Here is a 21,258-nt window from a genome sequence, read left to right as displayed (position 1 = left end):
TAACCAAATTGATATACATAATTCAACCATTGATTTGGGTGTCGGCTAAAATCATTAATTAGAAATAACTTTATTCCAATTTATCGTTTTTTCTTGTACAAAGTATGTTTTCGTGTAATACACATATTCATCCTAATTTAAAATGAACTACTTTAGGTTCTGTCATTTCTTGAATCGTGTATTTAACCCCCTCACGCCCCAAACCAGATCCTTTTACTCCGCCAAAAGGCATTCCATCTATTCGATAGTCACTGCTATCATTAACCATGATCCCTCCCACTTCCAATTGTTGAATAGCTTGAAAAGCGAGATTAATATCGTTTGTAAAAATACCTGCTTGTAATCCATAATTTACTTGATTTGCTTTTTCAATTGCTTCCGTCAAATTTTCTACTTCAAAAAGAAGCACTACCGGACCAAAAATCTCTTCTGTTGCTATTTTTGCATCCGTTGCTACATTCATTAATACAGTTGGGGTATAAAATGCACCGTCCCTTTTTCCGCCAGTAAGTAAAATCGCGTTTTCTTCCAGCGCCTCATTGACCCACTCTTCGACCCGAATAGCTTCTTTCTCTGAAATCAAAGGTCCCATATCTGTCGTTTCATCTTTTTTATTACCTGTTTTATATTTCTTGGTCTCCTTCACAAATTTGCGAACAAATTCATCAAATTTTGAAGTTTCAACAAATATTCTTTGAACCCCTATACAATTTTGGCCAACTGCTCCAAAAGCTCCTGCCACACAACTGCTTACTGCATCATCTATATTTGCATCTTGCAGAACAATTGCGGGGGAATTAGATCCTAATTCCATACTCAATTTTTTCAGTCCAGCTTTTTTAGCAATTTTCTCTCCTGTTTCTACTCCGCCGGTAAAAGACACCATGCGAATGGAAGGATGGGTAACGAGGATATCGCCGATCTCTCTACCGCTGCCAGTTACGACAGAAAGTACTTTCTCCGGTAAACCAGCAGCTTCAAATGCTTCAGCTAATAAAAGTCCGCTTAACGGTGTCATTGATGCAGGTTTTACAATGATTGCATTACCAGAAGCAATCGCTGGTCCCACCTTATGTGCCACTAAATTAAGTGGATCATTAAATGGTGTAATAGCGGCAACAATGCCAATTGGAAAATGATAATAATAACCGACACGATTCTCATGGCCCGGCATTTGGTCAAATGGAATCGTTTCTCCAATAATTCTTCTAGCTTCTTCCGCTGACAGTCTGAGGGTATTGATACATCGAACTACTTCTCCTCTTGCTTCTGTGATTGTTTTACTTCCTTCGCTAGCAATTGTTTCGGCAAAAATATCTCGATGGTCTTCAATATAGTCTGCTGCTTTATTAATAATTGTTATGCGTTCATGAACAGGCATATTTCCAGCAATTTTCGCACCTTCTTCCGCTGCTTCGATTGCTGCAAGCATATCCGCTTCAGATGCTTTTGGTACGGTAGTAATGACTGAATTATCCTGTGGATCATACACATGGATTACTTCATCTTTTTCTACCCACTTCCCCCCGATAAACATCTTTTTCCTTTTCTCCGTCACCATCATGTTCTCACGCACCTTTCTCAATAGAATGTCTTTTTAAAGGTTGATGTAACGCTTCATGATTTAAGAACTTATTAACCGCTGCCACAAAAATTTCTGTTCCAAGCGGTAAGCACTTTTCATCAATATCAAAAATAGGTGTATGCAAATCTCGATGCAGGCCATCCTCTAAGGAACACCCGAGGAAAATCATTGCTCCTGGTATTTGCTCCGTCATATAGCCAAAGTCTTCTCCACCCATTCCAAATGGTCCCCAATGAATTTGCATATTTGGATATAATTCACGTATTGATTCTTCAATCGTTGTATTTATTTCTATATGATTATTTAAAGCCGGCTCTCCCTTTTTTAATTCAACTTCAAAAGAACCACCGAGTGTTTCCACTAACCTGAAAATATTTTTTACTTCTGCCGCCAGTTTTTCTCTTGTTTCTGGTGAGTAAGATCGCAACGTCCCTTCTATATTAACTTCAGAAGGAATGACATTGCTTACGCTACCAGCCTCAATTTTTCCAATACTTGCGGCAACAATATCTAGAGGAGACATCCTTCTTCCTACCGTTCCATAAAATGATTGTAAAACCAAACTAAGCATCCATAATGGGTCTCTAGCCAAATGCGGATAACCGCCATGCCCTCCTGTTCCTCGAATTGTTGCTTCAAATACATCTACATTTGCCATACTAAAGCCATTATTCATTTGAACAGTTCCAACAGGATGCCATGGGCAAACATGAAGCGCGATAATTGCATCCACATCTTGGATTACTCTGCATCCACATCTTGGATTACTCCGGCTTGAATCATATAAGGTGCACCTGAAAGTCCATGTATATCTGTACTCTCTTCTGCAGGCTGAAAGATAAACTTCACTGTGCCGGTTAATTCCCCTTCCCGAAATTGTTCAGCTAATACATGCACAGCACCTAAAAGCATCGCTGTATGAGCATCGTGTCCACATGCGTGCATGATGCCAGCTTTCTTAGATACAAAGGAATGATGATTCTGCTCTTGAATTGGCAATGCATCCATATCTGCTCTTAGTGCAATCGTCGGTCCCTCGCCTGTCGTTAATGTTGCTACAACACCGTTACCTCCAATATTTCTTTCTACCAAAACATTTTCTATCTTCAATAGCTCATCAACGACAAACTTTGCTGTCTCCGTTTCCTCGAAGCTCAATTCCGGATGTTCGTGTAAGTGTCTACGCCATAAAATTAACTTTTCAAATAAAGATGCAGCTTCTATTTTCATGATACATCCCCCTCCACAAACGCTTTATTTGTATGAAGTGAAGCTTTAACATTTTGCACAAGTATCCATTCAATTGATTTTCGTAAAATATTTACTCATTTTGAAAGCGCAAACATTTCAATTCATAGTTACAGTTATTTTTATTTTTCCCATAAACAATGATAAGAACTTCTAACTTGGTTCTGAGCTCATTATACGATTTCCTTTGCAAAGGAAACAATTGTAATATTGTATGAACTTTTCAGTAAACTTTCTATACAAATTGTATGAATCCCTATCTTACTCCTCTAAAATGGATGACATATAAAAAGAAACTTCATTCAGTGGGATTTTTCGCCCTTCTCCCACTGTATTAGCCTTAGTGATTCAGGGAGTTAGCGCCCGTTATCTCCCACCTAAATAAATTTATTTTCGCTCTTTATTTTGTGGCGGGAGTTTTACGGGCGGTTCTCCGTGATAAAACATTTTTAAAGATCATCAGGATATTAACACGCAAATTTGTGTGGAGATTTCTTTTTTTCTTTAACTGCATACAGCGTTGAATCTTTTAGCTTATACAAAAAACCCCAGCTATTCACTGAGGTTTTGTAAATAATTCTTTTCTCTATCTTTTTTTAATGTACCCGTCAGCCATATTTTAATGCTAATTTTTAACAAAAATACATCATCCGGATTATCAAGAGACAAATTGGTCAGGCTTTCAATTTTTCGTAATCGATATAATAAAGACTGCCGGTGTAAATTCAAGACTCGCGAAGCTTGGCTCACATTTCCATTTTGATTATCATACGCTATAAACGTATCGATTAAATTCATCTCTCGTTTTTCTTGATATTCTAACAACGGTGCTATTGTTGACAACGTAATGTCCTTTACTTCAGCATTGTTGGCAAGATGCAATAATAAACGGTTCAGCTGTGTATCTTCAAAGTTAATCCTTTCTCCTGGACTGTTTAGTTTTAAACCTATATCTAATGCAGAATGAGCCTTCTTATAACTTTGATAAAATTGCATCATCCCATCCTTGTGCATCCCAATCCCCCAAGTAAAAAGTATCCCGGGTATTAACATATTTAACCGTTTATCTACTAGATTTAAAAAATGATGAACGGTACTCTGTGTGTCACTTTGAGCTTCTAAAAAAATAATTAGCCGATTATTATCAAATGTAAATGCAACTTGTTTATTTACCTTTGATGCAGCATACCGAACTTCCTCTTCAATATAATAAATAATACTTTTAAAACCAAAGTCTGTTCCACTAAATTGCTCTTTAGTTAAATCGTCCAAATTTTCCGAATAACCAGCCATACATATATAAGGAATATTTAAATTATATCCGAACACTTTCGCACGAGATTGAATATTTTTATCCAAACTTCTATCCGGGGTTTTAGCTAATCCCCAAATAAATTCATTACGCAATCGAATCTCTGTCCTGACAATTGCGTCTTCTCGGGAAATCCATAAAGCAACAGCTGCCGAAAGACTTTCCAACACTTGTAACATGTTATGATTCAAAAACGTATTATTCTCTACCAGGATAATAAAATAACCTTCCACTAAATCATCCGATTGGGCAGCGATATCTTTCTTCAGTAAATAACCGTTTTTATAAGGAATCATTTGAACTTGACGATAGACGGATTCATCTATATTCATTTCTTCGTTTACCTCTAAATCGTTCCATAATTGGATGATTTCCTCTGGTTTTTCATTAGAAGCTTTCAGGCGTCCTTTACTATCTGCAAAAATAATGACACAATGCAGTTCCCGTTCTACATACAGGAGAATATCCTTTAAATCTTTGCCTTGAATCACAAAATCAATCAACATCTTTTGAATGTGTATTGCATTTTGAGAAAACTGCTCCTGCCTCAAATTAATTTCTTTCATCGTTTCCCTTTGAATATCAGCAAACCTTAATTCCCAGGGCAGTTCAATTAAAATAAATTCATTTTCCTCTGCATACCGGATGATTTCTGCTGGTATATCAAAAATGTATCGACCAACAGCTATTGCTAATGCTGATGCTCCAGATTCATATACATCTTTAACAAATTGGAAAAGTAGTTGAGGATCACCTGCACAGCCCATACCAGTTGTCAGGACAAACTCCTGTTTACGGACAAAGTTTTCTACAGGACTTTCTATGACAGCCATCCAGTCAACTTGTCTTTTGTCCAAAAACGCCGTACCCGCTTTTACTTTAGCGATATTAAAAATTTGGAGATTCACTATTTCTTTAACAGTACAAGCCATTTTTCACTCTCCATTTCATCATTGATATACAGCCACCATGTGATTTTAGCTATTATACTATATTTATTTTATCATGTAGTGAATAATAAATACTAGCTGTAATGGAATTGGAATGAATGACAGGTTATGGTGAAGAAGTAATCACATCATAATAGTCTTTTCGGGACCCCTGCTGCGTTCACGTATACTTGTCCTATTAAATTCATTAAAAAAATCCCAGTGCTAAAATAGCACTAGGATTTTCTGGTTAATTTTAATGCCGTCTCATATAATACGTCGATACCGGCAGCGAGCTCATGAATAGCTGTCCATTCTTCCGGACAATGACTGAGACCATCTTTACTGGGAACAAAAATCAAACCGACATCCGTGATGTCAGAAAGAACCATCGCATCATGACCTGCTCCACTATGCATATTTGTATAAGAAATTCCAAGCTGTTCAGCAGACGTTTTTAACTGCGATCGAATGTCTTGATTCAGCTCTTTAGGCTGCATGTACAAGGATTGCTCTACTGTAGCCTGAATCCCTTCCGATTCATAAGTGCGGATGACATCTTTTACTTTTTGTACGACATTTTTGATATGTGTTTCTTTACTGGAACGAATATCAACGGAGAAAACAACTTTATCCGGGATAACATTTGCTCCATTCGGAAATACCTGATGTCTACCTACTGTCGTCACCGTTCCTTCGCCTTCTTCTATGGCAATCTGCGGAAGTTTTCCAATGATATTTGCCGCTGCTACTAAAGCATCAGAGCGCCGGTCCATTGGAGTTGTTCCAGCATGTCCTGCTTTCCCGCTAATCGTTACTTCCAGCTGTGTCAGCCCGACAATCGATTCCACAACGCCGACAGATAGCTGCTTTTCTTCTAAAATAGGACCCTGCTCAATATGCATTTCTAAAAAGGCTCTAATGGTTTCCGGATCTCGTTTCACCTCTAGAGAAGGATCTAAACCAATCTGTTTCATCGCTTCTGGAACAGAAATACCGTCCTTATCTTTCAGCTGCTCAAGATCCTCCTTCTGAAGGTAGCCGGCAATTCCTCTGGAACCCATCAAACCGCCGCCAAACCTGGAGCCTTCCTCCTCAACCATCGCAATGATTTCTAATGGATAAGCCGGTTTTACCTGATTTTCCTGAAATAAGGCAGCAATTTCTAAACCGGCTATTACTCCGGCAGGTCCATCATAATCTCCTCCGTGCGGAACACTGTCAAAATGTGAGCCTACAATCACACTTGGCGCACCTTTTTTCTCGCCCTCCAACTTTCCAAAAATATTACCGAGACCGTCCTCCCGTACTTCTAATCCGTAAGCTTTCATCTGGGATTTAATATAATCACGGGCTTGTAAATCTTGTTCGCTGTAAGTTAATCGGGTTGTTCCTTCATTTGGTGTTGCTGTATATTGACTTAATGCTTTTATATGTTTTTCAATTCTTTCCTGATTTGATTTCATCCTGTCATACCTCCTTTTTTTTATAGTAAGTTAACGAATATGCCTGCCAGTACGACCGATACAATCGTGACCGTGACAAACCCTCCGACTAGCATCGGGGGAAGCATATGACTCGTTAATACCTCTCTTTCCTCCTGATCCTTTGTTAAGGAGTTAATCACCTCATTGGTAATCACATAGTCTGCAGGGAAACCGTAAAAAGCAGTTAATGATATTGCATATGCCATTGTCTTGCTGACTTTGAACAGCTTTCCGACAATAAACGAGAAAATATACATACCGACAACAGCTAACAGAATACTCCCTATTAACAAGTATACAATATCCAGCATCATCGTTGGTGTTGCATTTCGCAGTCCATCAAGAATATATAGCATTAACCCTAACATCGCAAAACCAAAACCATTCGCTTTTTGCAGTGCCTGCTTTTCCAAAAAACCAGCACTTCTACCGATTACTCCAAACACAAGACAAAGTACCATTGGACTGACAGATACGATTGGTTCGAGCCAAGCAGAAATCTGATAAGCAAGGAAACCTGCTACTGCCAACCTGAAAAAGATGAAATAACTGGTGTTATATTGTTCCGGAAGATTTCTAAATAATTTCGCACCCTCATATTCTTTAGCTTCTGTTTGAACTTGCGTTTCCGCAACTTTTAATTCGCCGCTGCGCATTTTACCCAATAGTTGTTTTCCTTCTTTTTTCAGCATGATAGAAGTCAATGGATACCCAGCAAAACCTTGCATCACGTAAATAACAATTGCGAATACAGATAAGCTTTCAAGTCCAGCATTTGCAGCACCTTCTGACATAATCAGGGAAGATACCAATCCGCCTACTAATGGCGGAACAGCTACAACCATCGATTGAAATCCAAAAAGCAATGTACCAAAACTAAGTAAAAAGACTACCACACCTAAAATTCCGCCAATCGCAATTAAAATTGTGCGCCACTGCTGTTTTAATTCTTGCAATGATAAGAGCGTCCCCATATTTACAATTAGTAAATACATAAGTGCTGTAGCAACTACGGGAGGAATTCCTGCAATTTCAACAATATCTTGCGGGAAAAAGGTCCAATATCCCGCCAAAAACAGCACTGCACAGACAAAAATGGACGGTATCCAGGCTTTTGTCCTAGCAGCAACCACATCTCCAATATATAAAATCAATACAATAAGAACCAATGCAAGCATCTGCGCCATGTTCATCCACCCTTTCAAAAATTGTTGTGTTATTTCCTGATGTCTGTACGCTTAAAAGGTAATGAACATTTTATTACCAAAGACCATCAAAATCAGATTAAATGTTCTAAACATTTGTGAATAGAATAGATTTTATTCACATATTTTTCTGATTATTTAATACCATTTCTCCATCTCTTAACTTCCCTCAAAAATCATTTTTTTCATATTTCACATATATTTTTGAAAAAAATTAATAATTTAAAGTGTAAAAACAGTTCATTCAAATATAGCACTGCTTCTCCTTTAAACTATTCAATAAATAATTATTTCTAACTCGTGCCCTTCGCTAATGCATTATTTTGGAGATAATCGAAATATTATCACCAAATAGACAGCTCGTCAATACTAATTTAACAGGCCCGTAGCCTGGTATGATGCACTTTTAACCTGTTTTATTCAATAAAACCGCTATTACACCAATATGGTATCGCTTTCTATTTTCATTCGTAACTTTTTCATATTTTGGAAATATTTATAGAAACAAAAGAACTGCTGCTCTTTATCGAAAATTCTCTTCCAAGAATCTCATTTGAGCGCAGTTCTTTTTATTTATAAATATTTTATTCTGGGCTTATTTATTTTTCCTCATTCGATAAATTTAACGTATCCAATAGCTTGAAAAATAAGCTGATAATAATAGCTACAATAGTCGCGAGTCCCATTCCAGTCAGTTCTACGGAACCCAGCCCAATGCTGGCGCCGCTGACACCAATTGCCAATACAACACAGGTTAGAATCAGATTTTGCGATTTATTATAATCAATCTGTTGTTCTACAAGCATACGTAAGCCACTTACTGCGATAATTCCAAATAATAATAAAGAAATACCGCCCATAACTGGAGTTGGAATCGATGAAATTAAGGCAGCCAGCTTACCACAGAAGGATAAAAGAATTGCTAGTACCGCAGCACCGCCGATAATCCAGGTGGAATATACTTTAGTAATAGCTAGAACACCAATATTTTCACCGTACGTTGTATTTGGTGTTGATCCGAAGAAGCTGGAAATCATCGTAGAAATACCATTACCAAACAAAGAACGGTCTAAGCCGGGATCTTTCATCATATTTTTCTTTACAATATTCTCTGTCACCACTAAATGCCCTATGTGTTCTGGTACAAGCACAAGTGCGGCAGGGAGAATAATAAGAATGTCAGACCAATTAAATTCAATTTGATAATATGTTGGCATTTGAATCCAGGCAGCCTCACGAACTGCTGTATAATCCACAATTCCAAACATAGTAGCAATCACATAACCAGTCACAATTCCCAGCAGAATGGGGATAATTTTCAAAAATCCTCTGAGGGTTACCCAGTAAACAATCGTAGCACTTAACGTCAACAAAGATACAGTTATTGCTGTCATATCTCTTGGCGCATCTGCTGCCGGCAGTAAACCGGCCATCTCTGCTGCTGTAGGAACCAGCTCCAGCCCAATAACAGCAACAATTGCCCCCATCGCTGCAGGTGGAAAAATAACATCAATCCAGCTTGTACCTGCATATTTTACAATAACTCCGATCAAGGTTAAAACAAGACCTACTATGAAAAAGCCTCCTAAAGCAGCACCGTAGCCTCCTCCTTCTGTCAGAACCATTGTAACAGGAGCGATAAAAGCAAAACTAGAACCTAAGTAGGCAGGAATTTTTCCCTTTGTAATAAAAATATAAAGCAGTGTCCCAAAACCATTCATCATTAAAATGGTTGCCGGGTCTACATTAAATAGAAGCGGTACTAAAACCGTTGAGCCGAACATCGCAAATAAATGCTGCAGGCTTAAAGGCAAACTCTGTAGTAACGGTAGCCGTTCGTGTACTTGTATTTCTCTTGATTTCATAGAAACTGTCCCTTCTGCGTAAATTCTTCTTATTCATCATGAAATAAAAACACCTTACCAGTCCAGAAGGTAAGGTGTCAGAATTTACAAAGGAACATTGTCCTTTAAGTTATATGTTCAAAAAGATTGATAAAAGGACCATAAAAATCAATGCATCATTTTTATTAAACTTTTGAAACGTTCACTTTATAGGACATATTTATTTTGCTTTATCCGATTGACCTTACCAGTCTCACAGGACTGAATTAAAGGTTCATTACATACAATAACATTGTCTTATATTATGACAAATAAATACATGAACTGTCAATCATTAATTTTCATTCATAATGATTTTGAAGAGCCTGATTAATAAATAAGCGCAGACTGCTTCCACGATAGCTTGTCAATTTGTTTTAATAAAAATTAGAATTTTACTTTACAACGATAGATGACGTGTCCCTTCGAAGAGAATTTTTCTTCATACTCTGTCTTCACATTTGTTTCGTCTTCTATTCCATGTAGATCTAAGTTCACTTCAACCAGTTTCATCCCATATTCGGAAAAACTGACTAGCGAATATTCAAATAAACCACGATTGTCCGTCTTTAGAACGATTTGACCTTGGTCTGGCAAAATATTCTGGTATTGCTCTAAAAAGCTTTTATAGGTTAAACGACGCTTCTCATGACGATTTTTAGGCCAAGGATCAGAGAAATTCAAATAGATTTGTTCGATTTCATTTTCTGCAAATATTGCAAGTAAATTATTCGCATCTTCATTTAGAAGGCGAACGTTATCTAAAGCTTCTTCATCTACTTTCTGAACCGTGGAGACAATGATACTTTTAGCAACCTCGATGCCAATAAAATTAACGTCTGGATACTGTTTTGCCATGCCCGTAATAAATTGTCCCTTACCTGAACCGATCTCCACATGAATCGGGTTTTCATTGTTAAAAACTTTACTCCATTCCCCTTTATGTACACTGGCATTTTCTAATACAATATGATTTTTTTCCTTTAAATAATCATCTGCCCAAGGTTTATGTCTTTGTCTCATGTATGCTTTCCTCACTTTTACTGCTTTATTTATGATGTGAATAATAATTTATTATCCGTTTAAACTATTCTCAGGAACGAGGTGAATTTAGATGCAACTATCTATACAAAACAAACTGCAATTATTATGTGATATTTTGGATGAACATCAAACCGATTCCTCCGTATCACCTAATGAACATGCACAGCTGGAACGGCTGGCTGCCTCCATTTTAGCTCAAAAAGAGCTATCTGATCAGGATATCCAAAACGTCCTGACAAGTATCCATCTATATGGCAAAGAAGGAGCTGCCTCATCCGATTTGGCAAAGCATATCGATAATCATCAGGATCAATTTCGTAATTGGATTGACACTGTCCAGCAAAATCTATAAGCAAACCTTCCCGTGCTTTAAAAGAAGGTTATCCATTCATTTCAAGATACGATAAAATCTTTAATGGACCGGTTAATTTCCTGTAATTCCTTTAATCTTTGCTGGACTTTGCTATTCTCATTGCGGTCAAAGTGCCAGCATAAGAATTGCAAGTTATCCTGTAAAAGATAAAAATACATGCGAATAAACCATTGTTTGCCCGGCTCTATTCCGTAATTGATAAGCCACTCTTTCCAATCTTCCTTTGGAATATACCATTTTAAGAGCATACCAATATCCGTTGCAGGATCAGCAATGGTTGCATTATCCCAATCAATTAAATAGATCGTATTTTCTTTTGTTAAAATTAAATTGTTATGATTCATATCACAATGACATACAGCGAGCTTTTGATTCCTCGTATAAGGAAGCATCATTTCCAGCAAACTGACTGCTTCCTCCACCTCTTCTATCTCATGCATTAGACCATTACCCTCTAATTGCAGACAAAGCTGCGTAAAACTTTCATCGGAGGTTGCCGGTTTTTTCCCCATTTTCAGAAGCATATGCATTAATTCCGAGGAGTGATGTATTTTATATAATAAATCAGCCACAGATTGCTGTTTCATTTCTTCTTCATTCAAAGAACGCCCTTCCAGCCATTCTTGAGCGGTAATAACATCACCATTTTCTATTCGCTTTGTCCAAATAAGCTTTGGCACAATTCCTTCAGCTGAGAGTACAGCTAAGAAAGGCGATGTGTTTCGTTTCAAAAACAACCGCTTCCCGTTTTTTTCAGCTATAAATGCCTCGCCAGTTAAACCGCCGGCCGGCCTGACAAGCCAACCTGTACCTAAAGCATGTTCGAGCCAGTTAATCATAATGTCTTCCCATCTTTCAAAATTAGCGTTCAAGTGCGTGTTCAAGGATCGTCCGAAAAACCTTTATTTATCAATAGACCATTCTTGCTTTTATCTACTTACCAATCGCATTGTTGTCAGATAGACAAGCAATCCTTCTCTATTTCCAATCCAGTGGAACTATTCCCTCCATTAAAACCATTGATAGCTGCACCGGTCGGGCTTATACTGACAGTTGATGTCAACTCATCATTGTTATTTTATGTCTTCATTCTTGAAGCAGGAGTTTCCCTGCCAGTTAAACTGCGATAAATAATATGATTCTTTTTAACGTGTTAAGTCTTTATTGTATCGAGAAATGATCAAAATTACAATATCTACGTGAGTTATCAATTATATTAAAATAAATGGAAACTTCAATTAATCTGTTTATTACTATTTATATATATGTACTGCTTGTTTTTCCTTTTTTATACGGCATGTTTTAAGCTGCCCGATTTCGCCGTCTGCCTGATAGCTGACCAAGGCATCAGCTTGAATAGTTATCTCTTTTACCTTCAATAATTCAACTTCTTTCAAAAAGCGGTGCTGGCCAAAAATAACTAGGAGGAACAGCATGAGAACTTTTTTCCGGGAAATCTGATGAATAATTAATATGGACAATTGCTCTGAACTGATCGTTGCATGGGGAACTAACTTTAACCCTCCTCCACTGTAAGGATGATTAGCCGCTGTAATCATCCAGGCGTTTTGGATCGTTCTTCTTTTTCCATCATATTGCAAACGGATAGTCATTGGTTGAAAACTCCAAACAGCTTGGATAAATGCTGTTAAATAGATCAGTTTTCCTAATCCTAAATAGTTAAATAAAGCTTTAAAACGAGATTGGTTAGCTACTTCTGTTGTCTTGGCGTCAATCCCCATTCCGATACTATTGATAAATTTTTTTTCCCGGTTCTTTTCTTCCAACTGATATATTCCATTCCAATAGTTCACTTTCGTTGGATTCGATATAATTTTCTCCCATTGCTTTTCTGCTTTCAGATGTTGATCAATTCCTTTAGCAAAATCATTTCCAGAGCCCCCTGGAATAAAAGAAACAGGAACCGCTTCATTCGACCAGCCATTCATCACTTCATGCAGCGTACCGTCCCCGCCAATAACGATAACGTGTTTTATACTCGTGTTTTTTGAATAATTCTCAGCAATTTTTTCAGCGTCAGTCGATTTGTTTGTAAATACGGTTATTCGTTTTACATTATGAAAACTATTTGTTTTCTGAATACGTTCAAACACTTTTCCGGCATTCCCATCTCCAGCATTAGAATTAACTATTAATAAGTACATCGCCTCTTACTCTTCTTCCCATTCTGGTCTTGGAAAAGAATAGGATAAGCTGTTTCTTAATAGTGATTCAGCTACATTAAGCTGTCTTTTTTTCAGCGGCAAATGCACAGACCTTTTTTCTTTAAACCATTCCGGAAAAGTGAGGTGATCAATAATTTCCGTCTGGTATGGGGATGTTGCATATAGAATACGATTCGTTCTGGAAATAACGGTTTTTTTAATCGGAATATCGATTCTTTCTTCCTTCAAAAAACGCTTAATCCATTTTTCCGATCTTTTTAAGGAGAGTAACGGATTAATAATACGATTCGGCACTTCATTTTTTTGAGCAGTAATTGTCCATGTGCGTTCATCACCCGCCATGATGACTTCATCCGTTTCTAATTCAACAAATGACAGTATTTCTACCCCTATTGGCGTAATAAGTATAATATCTGTTTCAACTGCTGCCTGTTTTACTTCAAATATAGGCCGGTACATGACAAGATATGTATCAGGAAGCCGTTGCAATAAAAACCGTAATAATGGATCTTTAAAATAACTGGAATCAACTACAGAAACCTGTGAAACAGTGGATGACGCCCATTTCATCTGAATTTCCAATAAACGGTCCAGAAATACTTGTTTTAATTCTTCTTCTGTAGCAGGAAGCTTTAATAATGGTTTTTGCCGTTTTACTACTTCCTCATCAGGTGTCAGCTCTTCAACAATAACCGGCGATTTTATGAACCGTTGTCTCCATTTTTGAAAAAGAGAATTTTTTTCCTTCTCTTCCCCGGCTTCTGCTTGCTCTTTTTCTTCTGACTCTTCTTGTAAAGAAGGATTTCTCCACTCTGAATAAAAACGTTCCCACTGATCTTTCTTTTGTCTAATATATTGCGTAGGATAACGATACGTGTCCCACTCATATCTGGAAATATAATCCTGTAGTTTGATTAATTGTGCCATCTGCCCTATTCTCTCCTCTTTCTCGTTAGAAAACTTAGCATTCGTTAGAAGACGTCCTTTAAAAGCCCATATATCTTGAAGCATAAGCATTTGAATGAATGCATTAACGGCAATCGGGCTTACTTGCCCATAGAAAACGCAGGCATTCGCTCCCCCTTCATCAGTACATGGCTGTGCTGACTTCGACTAAATGCCTGCTTGCCATCGTAAGTGTCTGTTATCAGCTTCTTACCATACATGAAAACAACATTTAGCTGCCAGTATCTTTACACAATGGAATACTTTGAATGATTTCATATTTAGGTTGAGAAGCAGGATGTATCTTATATAAATGAATCGCATCTACGTTGAATGCATCAACAAAAGAAGGCCTGTCAGACAATAATTCATTCCAAGCATCTTCTGTTACTAGTTTCTTTTGATCTGCCCATTTCTTAGCAATCGTAATATGAGGTTTATACATTCTTTTCTCTTCATGATAACCAATGGTTTTACAGATTTGAACAACTTGTTTCTGTATATCTGTTAATACCGAATGACTCTCCACACCCAGCCATAAAACCCTGGGCTGATGTTTATTTCCAAAGGTTCCTAGAGCTGATCTCTTTAAATCAAATGCTTCATAAGCTGCTATTGACTGAAGCTCACTTTGGAGTATTTTTATTGATTTCTCATCCACATCTCCTAAAAAAACAAGTGTAATATGAAAATCTGATTTGTCCGTCCATTGTTTATAAGGAAGATGCTGTGCTAAATTTATCTGCCATTCTGATAATTGCTCCGCCAGCTCTGGTTTTACTTGTATACCTATAAAATAATGAGACATGGTCAAAACTCCTTATTTTTTAAACGAAAACAATATGCTAATTCTTCTTCTGTCAACGACCGGTAAGCTCCTGGCGGCAATTGACTGTCTAAGATTAAGTCACCCATTCGATATCGTTTTAAATAGGTAACCTTACAATGAAATGCTTCAAACATCCGTTTAACTTGATGAAATTTTCCTTCCGTTATTTCTATTTGTACTACGGATATTCTCGTCTCCTCGTCTGCAGATATTATCTTCAGCTTAGCCGCTTTTGTTACGTAACCGTCATCCAGCGTTACACCTTCTGCAAATTGTTGAATAACATCTGCAGGCAGCTCCCCTTTCACCTTTGCCTCATACATTTTGGAGACATTTTTATGGGGAGAAGTCAACCGATGCGCTAAGTCTCCATCATTTGTAATCAATAATAATCCTTCTGTATCTTTATCCAGCCTTCCTACCGGAAAAGGCTGGAAATGTTTCTCTTGTTCTGACAATAAATCAATTACGGTTTTATCTTTTGCATCTGTTGTTGCGGATACAACACCAGTTGGTTTATGAAGCATTAAATAGATGAATTCCTGATAAACAACCGGATCTCCGTCAACACAAACCTTATCCGAATCCGGGTTTACTTTTACAGAACCATCTTTAATTACTTTATCATTTAAAGTCACTTTTTTAGCCTTTAACAATTGTTTTACTTCTTTTCGACTTCCGATACCCATATTTGCTAATAATTTATCTAATCGCATAGAAACTCCTTATTCGTTTCATTTCTTATGTTTTAACCGATTTAAACCTGGTATATTCCCATTAAAAATATGGTTTAACAAAGTGGATTTATACGCTAAAAAGAGATAGAACAGTCCTCCGCCGGATACGCCAATCAAGAGCATAATAATCGTTGCCCAGCGTTCTTCTTCAAATGGCAAAAAGAAACCAAAAGCAAATTTTAATACAGCAATCACAAAGCACATCATTCCTGTAAAAATCAATATTAACATCGTCCGTTTCATTGTTTGTTTAAATGAGAAATCAAGGCTTCTTTTTAATCGTGCCAAATTGAGGCAAACAGCAATTCCTGCTGCAAGTGCTGTACCTAAAATAGCACCCTTGCCGCCAAATAAATGAATAAACTGACTGTTAAAAAGTATTTTCACTAACAATCCGCCCAATAGGCTGATAACAGCATAATTTTGTTGGTCAACTCCCTGCAGCATCCCCGCAGTAACGGTTATCAGACCAAACAGCAATGCCACTGGAGCATACCAGGCCATTAACGACCCTGTAATATCAATATCTTCTAATGTAAATAAAGAACCAAAAATTTCATCAGATAAAATAGCAATTCCTGCAGCTGCTGGAATGACAAAAACCATGATAACCTGTAAAGCTTGATTAATAAGCCTTGTATAAGTAGTTTGATCATTCTGTGTAAAAGCATTCGTTAATGCAGGCAACATCGCCATAGATAGCCCTGTAGCGATTGTCATTGGTATGATAATTATTTTATGCCCTAAATTATTAATAACAGCAATTTCCGTAGTCCATAAAGCTTCTCTCCCGCTGGCAACCATTGCAGGCTCAAATGTAAACTGATCGACAAGTTGATATAACGGAATAGCTAAGCCGACTAATACAAACGGACCTGCATAACGGAATAATTCCTTAAATAAATCTATTGTGCGAAAATCATGTGTTGTTGTTTGTTTTGCAATTTGTTTATCTATAAATGGTTTTCGCTTTCTCCAATACCAAAATAAAACAAGACAAGCTGCAAGCGCACCGATTAATGCAGCAAATGCAGCAAAGCCGACTGCTAATGTAATCGATCCATTAAAATAATTTACAATAATATAGGAACCAGCTAAAATAGCGATAACGCGCACAATCTGTTCTATTGTTTGCGAAATAGCTGTTGGACCCATCGATTGGTTTCCTTGGAAAAATCCCCTGACAATACTCATGGCCGGAATAACAATCAACGCAAAGCTGACCATCCGAATAACAAAGGCGATATCTTCCGAAGTAATCGGTCCATCTTCCCCTTTAATTTGCTGTGCCCCTATCAAATCCGCGGATAAAAACATAACAAGGAAAGCAACTATTCCAGTAGCAAGCATTAATACTCCGCCTGTCCGAAACATCCGCATCCCAATTTGATAATCTCCTAAAGCATTATATTTAGATACAAATTTCGATACTGCTGCGGGGATACCAACAGTGGATAAGCTAATAAAAATGCTGTAAGGTGTATACGCATATACAAATAGCGCATTACCTGTCGTACCAACAATTGCAAAAAACGGTATAACAAAAATCATTCCTAAAAACCTGGACAGGAACGATGCTCCGGATAACAGCATCGTTCCTCGTAGCATATTTGACATTGTAACTTTTTCACCTACAATTAGATTAATAAAATAGATTGCTTTATTTTAGCACTTCCTATTAATTTTAGCATACTTTTTGTTTACTTTGCTTGATTTAATTTGCTAAAAACCGACAAATAATTTTATTTATTCTATTACATTTGAGAGTGTCTGTCATTTTCTCTTCTTAAGTATAGAAGAATTTTTTATCAAGATTGTACATTTTTTTAGAAAATGCTACGATACGGAAGGAATAGAAAGGACTGAGAAACCTTGAATTATGATGTTATCGTCATCGGCGGAGGCCCATCCGGATTAATGGCAGCTATATCCACAGCTGAGCATGGCGCTAAAACGCTGCTTATTGAAAAAGGTAAAAAGCTCGGCAAGAAATTAGCAATTTCTGGTGGTGGGCGCTGTAATGTAACCAATCGTTTACCACAAGAAGAAGTAATAAAACATATTCCCGGTAATGGTAAATTTTTATATAGTGCTTTTTCGGTATTTAATAATTATGACATTATTGATTATTTTGAAGGACTTGGAATTGCTTTAAAGGAAGAAGATCACGGCAGAATGTTTCCAGAGTCAAATAAAGCGATGGATGTTGTCAATGCACTTATTGATCAATTAAAAGAACAAGGTGTCACCGTAAAAATGAATACAAAAGCTGCCGCAATAGAATATGGGGAGTATCAGCATAAGGTACACTTTGATGAGGAACCTTCTATAGAAACGGGCGCTATTGTTCTGGCTGCCGGTGGAAAAGCAGTACCTCACACTGGTTCTACAGGTGATGCTTATCCATGGGCTAAAGCTGCCGGTCATACGGTAACAACACTTTATCCGACAGAAGTAGCTCTCACCTCAAAAGAATCTTTTATAAAGCAGAAGAAACTTCAGGGGTTATCTTTAAGAGATATTCGTTTAACCGTATTAAACAAACGTGGAAAACCAATCATTACTCATCAGATGGATATGATCTTCACGCATTTTGGTATTTCTGGACCTGCCGTTCTACGCTGTTCCCAGTTTGTTGTCAAAGAGTTGATGCGTGGCAGAGATGCCGTCGAAATGCATCTAGATATTTTACCGGAAATAACAGAAGACGATTTATTTAAACAAATAAAGGATATCCTAGCAGTTAATCCTAAAAAAGCATTTAAAAATGCAGTCAAAGGAATGATTCCAGAACGTCTTCTGGACTATTTAATGGAAAAGCATGAGATCGGCTCCGAACAAAAATGCGCCAATATCTCAAATAACACGATACTTCAATTTGTGAAAGATATTAAAAACTTTTCCTTCCAAGTTCATGGCAGCCTTCCCCTGGAAAAAGCGTTTGTTACTGGCGGAGGTATTTCCATTAAAGAAATTATTCCTAACACGATGAAATCCAAAATCATGCATGGCTTATATTTTTGTGGAGAAATTTTAGATATACATGGCTATACCGGTGGATATAATATTACCTCTGCACTTGTTACCGGGAGAATTGCCGGTATGAATGCAGCTTTAGACACCATAGGGAATGCTGACAATTAATGTCTTTCATATTTTATTTTCTAATGGAAATGATAAACTTGTCTGAATTGACCATTTATCCATTGGTCAACAGCTAATAACTGCCTTTTTCACACTTACTTGAAGGGAAGGATTAGCATGGAAAAAAACGCTATTTGGCTTCCATTAATTGCCTCTGTTGGTATTGGAGCAGCCACGTTCTACTCTATGACCAATCAGCAGCAAAATGTAGGACAGGCCCTGCAGCAAGCAGCTCCTTTTTTCAGCTCTAAACAAAAAACAGGCTCGGGAAACAAGGAGACGGAAACATTAGGACCATTTGGAATGAGTTAATATCTCAGACTGGGAAGTATCCTTAGTGATGCTTCCCGTTTTCTATAGTTGGGTAAAAAATAAGTATAAGGTACATTGCTAATTCACTTTGTTTTTTCTGTCCTTTTTAATTAAAGTCTAGCTATCGTCTCAAATTTGAGTTATACTATGTCCGTTACATTTTATTTACAAACCAGATTGGAGAGTTTTTTATGCAACGCTTTGGTTTATTATTACGAATTATTATAGCAATTGCTCTTGGTATTATTGTCGGAATAATTGCAAATGATTGGCTTATTCGATTGTTCGCCACGTTTAATGATATATTCGGAAGTTTCCTTAGTTTTATCATTCCGCTTATCATCTTAGGATTTATCGCACCCGGAATCGGTTATATGGGAAAAGGAGCAGGAAAGTTACTATCGATTACAGCTTTAGTCGCTTATGTATCCACTATCTTTGCCGGCGTTGTAGCATATACTGCTGCAAGCAACCTTTATCCCTCTATTTTAAGTGGACAGTCATTAACGATGTTTAATGACCCTAGTGGTGCATTACTGGAAGGTTTTTTGGATTTTGAGCTGCATCCGCCTTTTGAAGTAATTACTGCACTTATACTTTCATTTATATTAGGAATTGGAATGGCAGCATTAAAAAACGATACATTATTAAACGTGTTTACTGATTTCCGTTCTATTGTAGAATTAGTAATCAGTAAAGCGATCATCCCATTACTGCCTATCCATATATTTGGGATTTTTGCCAATATGACACACGCTGGCCAGGTTGCTTCTATTTTACAAGTATTTGCCGTTGTCTTTGTAATGATTATTCTATTACATATTTTATACTTGATTTTTCAGTATTCTGTTGCTGGAGCATTAAATAAACAGAACCCTTTCCGTATGTTAAAAACCATGCTGCCTGCTTATTTTACAGCTCTTGGAACCCAATCTTCTGCTGCAACGATACCTGTTACATTAGCACAGACAAAAAAATTAAAAGTAAAAGGGAATATTGCTGATTTCACGATTCCTTTACTTGCAAATATTCATTTATCAGGAAGCACGATTACTCTGCTCAGTTGTGCAACTGCCGTTTTATTTTTGCAAGGAGATTCGATAACATTTGGATCTGTTTTTCCTTTCTTACTTGTGTTAGGGGTTACGATGATCGCAGCACCCGGGGTTCCTGGCGGAGCAGTGATGGCATCTATCGGCCTGCTTGAATCCATGTTAGGTTTTGGTCCAACAATGGTTTCACTAATGATTGCACTTTACCTTGCTCAAGACAGCTTAGGTACTGCATGTAATGTTACGGGAGATGGAGCGATTACAAGTATTACTGATTCTATTAATAATCGGTGGAACATATCTAAATAATTAAATAGAAATGAGAAAATCCCTTTTTGATAGGTGGAATACGAGCATAGTAATTTATTCTATCAAAAAGGGATTTTTATTAGAACAAATAACGTTTATTAATAAATGTATTAAAGTACTCGTAACACAAAGCAATAAAGTTAATGTTGAAAATTTCCCTTGTGATTTAAAAAGGAACTTTGTTGTTATCATGTTAAGTTGCTAATAACAAAGTATAATTTCTACAATTTCAAAAGGCCCTTCTATAAAACATTTTGCTTCCATTAAAATTTCCTCACTGACCGTTAACATTTCTTCATCCACCTGTTCTTCTAACGTAAGTGGAACCTTTAATTTGTAGAGTAAAAGGAAAATCTCTATGCTATAGACATTTACAGAAAAATTTTTATTGCTTCATTTGTACTGGTCCCTAATGTTTTAAATAACTGATCAGTTCTTTCTTTTAAAGAACCTTCTACTCTTACTTGGATATAATCCCTCCTTCCATATTTTAAAATTAAGTATAAAAAAAGAGCTAAGCATAATGCTTAACTCTTTTTAATGTGCCTGGCGGCGTCCTACTCTCGCAGGGGGAAGCCCCCAACTACCATCGGCGCTGAAGAACTTAACTTCTGTGTTCGGCATGGGAACAGGTGTGACCTCTTCGCTGTCGCTACCAGACTTACAAGATTTTGCACC

At 37.2% G+C, this 21,258-nt stretch carries 19 protein-coding genes and 1 rRNA gene; 5 read left to right on the top strand and 15 right to left on the bottom strand.

The genetic code is table 11. From position 1 onward, the window contains the following. Nucleotides 1-127: 127 nt before the first annotated feature. The 8 genes from BN986_RS25495 to trmB form a co-directional block, all read right to left on the bottom strand. Nucleotides 128-1,564 (bottom strand): aldehyde dehydrogenase family protein, encoded by a 1,437-nt coding sequence (locus BN986_RS25495; protein ID WP_392392319.1) that lies wholly within the window; start codon nucleotides 1,562-1,564, stop codon nucleotides 128-130. Nucleotides 1,565-1,568: 4 nt separating this feature from the next. After that, nucleotides 1,569-2,318 (bottom strand): M20 metallopeptidase family protein, encoded by a 750-nt coding sequence (locus BN986_RS27995; RefSeq protein ID WP_262362504.1) that lies wholly within the window; start codon nucleotides 2,316-2,318, stop codon nucleotides 1,569-1,571. An 8-nt stretch (nucleotides 2,319-2,326) separates the two neighbouring features. After that, entirely contained in the window at nucleotides 2,327-2,815 is a 489-nt protein-coding gene (locus BN986_RS27990; RefSeq protein WP_262362503.1) for a M20 metallopeptidase family protein, read from the bottom strand. Between the two features lie 570 nt (nucleotides 2,816-3,385). Further along, the gene (locus tag BN986_RS25485) at nucleotides 3,386-5,077 is read right to left on the bottom strand and encodes a PucR family transcriptional regulator (RefSeq protein ID WP_040985618.1); all 1,692 of its coding nucleotides are present in this window, start codon (nucleotides 5,075-5,077) and stop codon (nucleotides 3,386-3,388) included. 233 nt (nucleotides 5,078-5,310) lie between these two features. Next, nucleotides 5,311-6,540: a Zn-dependent hydrolase gene (locus BN986_RS25480; protein ID WP_040985616.1), complete on the bottom strand. Its 1,230-nt coding sequence runs from the start codon at nucleotides 6,538-6,540 to the stop codon at nucleotides 5,311-5,313. 20 nt (nucleotides 6,541-6,560) lie between these two features. Continuing rightward, complete coding sequence (locus tag BN986_RS25475; protein ID WP_040985615.1) at nucleotides 6,561-7,748, bottom strand: hypothetical protein; 1,188 nt, start codon at nucleotides 7,746-7,748, stop codon at nucleotides 6,561-6,563. 617 nt (nucleotides 7,749-8,365) lie between these two features. Next, nucleotides 8,366-9,631, bottom strand: coding sequence for a uracil permease (gene uraA, locus BN986_RS25470; RefSeq protein ID WP_040985613.1), 1,266 nt, complete (start codon nucleotides 9,629-9,631; stop codon nucleotides 8,366-8,368). A 405-nt stretch (nucleotides 9,632-10,036) separates the two neighbouring features. Beyond that, complete coding sequence (gene trmB, locus BN986_RS25465) at nucleotides 10,037-10,672, bottom strand: tRNA (guanosine(46)-N7)-methyltransferase TrmB (RefSeq protein ID WP_040985611.1); 636 nt, start codon at nucleotides 10,670-10,672, stop codon at nucleotides 10,037-10,039. A gap of 91 nt (nucleotides 10,673-10,763) precedes the next feature. Here trmB and BN986_RS25460 point away from each other — a divergent pair, with 91 nt between their 5' ends. Next, complete coding sequence (locus tag BN986_RS25460; RefSeq protein ID WP_040985609.1) at nucleotides 10,764-11,045, top strand: YtzH-like family protein; 282 nt, start codon at nucleotides 10,764-10,766, stop codon at nucleotides 11,043-11,045. A gap of 41 nt (nucleotides 11,046-11,086) precedes the next feature. Here BN986_RS25460 and BN986_RS25455 read toward each other — a convergent pair whose 3' ends face one another. Next, a complete protein-coding gene (locus BN986_RS25455; RefSeq protein ID WP_040985607.1) occupies nucleotides 11,087-11,905 on the bottom strand; it encodes a phosphotransferase family protein in 819 nt (272 codons plus the stop codon). A 33-nt stretch (nucleotides 11,906-11,938) separates the two neighbouring features. Between BN986_RS25455 and BN986_RS27285 the strand changes: the two genes are divergently transcribed. After that, nucleotides 11,939-12,196: a hypothetical protein gene (locus BN986_RS27285; protein ID WP_148417212.1), complete on the top strand. Its 258-nt coding sequence runs from the start codon at nucleotides 11,939-11,941 to the stop codon at nucleotides 12,194-12,196. Nucleotides 12,197-12,319: 123 nt separating this feature from the next. Here the strand turns inward: BN986_RS27285 and BN986_RS25450 are convergent, their stop codons facing one another. From BN986_RS25450 to BN986_RS25430, 5 genes are all read right to left on the bottom strand, one after another. Further along, the gene (locus tag BN986_RS25450; protein ID WP_040985605.1) at nucleotides 12,320-13,231 is read right to left on the bottom strand and encodes a diacylglycerol/lipid kinase family protein; all 912 of its coding nucleotides are present in this window, start codon (nucleotides 13,229-13,231) and stop codon (nucleotides 12,320-12,322) included. Between the two features lie 6 nt (nucleotides 13,232-13,237). After that, nucleotides 13,238-14,179, bottom strand: coding sequence for a nuclease-related domain-containing protein (locus BN986_RS25445; protein ID WP_040985603.1), 942 nt, complete (start codon nucleotides 14,177-14,179; stop codon nucleotides 13,238-13,240). Between the two features lie 250 nt (nucleotides 14,180-14,429). Beyond that, complete coding sequence (gene thpR / locus BN986_RS25440) at nucleotides 14,430-15,005, bottom strand: RNA 2',3'-cyclic phosphodiesterase (RefSeq protein ID WP_040985601.1); 576 nt, start codon at nucleotides 15,003-15,005, stop codon at nucleotides 14,430-14,432. A gap of 2 nt (nucleotides 15,006-15,007) precedes the next feature. Then, nucleotides 15,008-15,742 carry a pseudouridine synthase gene (locus tag BN986_RS25435; protein WP_040985599.1) on the bottom strand — a complete coding sequence of 245 codons (735 nt, stop codon included), beginning with the start codon at nucleotides 15,740-15,742 and terminating at the stop codon, nucleotides 15,008-15,010. An 18-nt stretch (nucleotides 15,743-15,760) separates the two neighbouring features. Then, nucleotides 15,761-17,380 (bottom strand): putative polysaccharide biosynthesis protein, encoded by a 1,620-nt coding sequence (locus BN986_RS25430; protein ID WP_040985597.1) that lies wholly within the window; start codon nucleotides 17,378-17,380, stop codon nucleotides 15,761-15,763. Between the two features lie 255 nt (nucleotides 17,381-17,635). Between BN986_RS25430 and BN986_RS25425 the strand changes: the two genes are divergently transcribed. The 3 genes from BN986_RS25425 to BN986_RS25415 all read left to right on the top strand — a co-directional run bounded on the left by BN986_RS25425 (nucleotide 17,636) and on the right by BN986_RS25415 (nucleotide 20,580). After that, nucleotides 17,636-18,907, top strand: a complete 1,272-nt coding sequence (locus BN986_RS25425; protein ID WP_040985595.1) for a BaiN/RdsA family NAD(P)/FAD-dependent oxidoreductase — start codon at nucleotides 17,636-17,638, stop codon at nucleotides 18,905-18,907. A 117-nt stretch (nucleotides 18,908-19,024) separates the two neighbouring features. Next, entirely contained in the window at nucleotides 19,025-19,219 is a 195-nt protein-coding gene (locus BN986_RS25420) for a hypothetical protein (RefSeq protein ID WP_040985593.1), read from the top strand. 191 nt (nucleotides 19,220-19,410) lie between these two features. After that, a complete protein-coding gene (locus BN986_RS25415) occupies nucleotides 19,411-20,580 on the top strand; it encodes a dicarboxylate/amino acid:cation symporter (RefSeq protein WP_040985591.1) in 1,170 nt (389 codons plus the stop codon). 544 nt (nucleotides 20,581-21,124) lie between these two features. Here the strand turns inward: BN986_RS25415 and rrf are convergent. Then, nucleotides 21,125-21,240 (bottom strand): 5S ribosomal RNA (gene rrf, locus BN986_RS25410). Nucleotides 21,241-21,258 lie beyond the last annotated feature (18 nt).

The organism is Oceanobacillus jeddahensis, from assembly GCF_000750635.1.
Classification (GTDB): Bacteria; Bacillota; Bacilli; order Bacillales; family Amphibacillaceae; genus Oceanobacillus; species Oceanobacillus jeddahense.
Note: the sequence above shows the minus strand (reverse complement) of the source record. Positions and strands in the feature narration are given on the sequence as shown.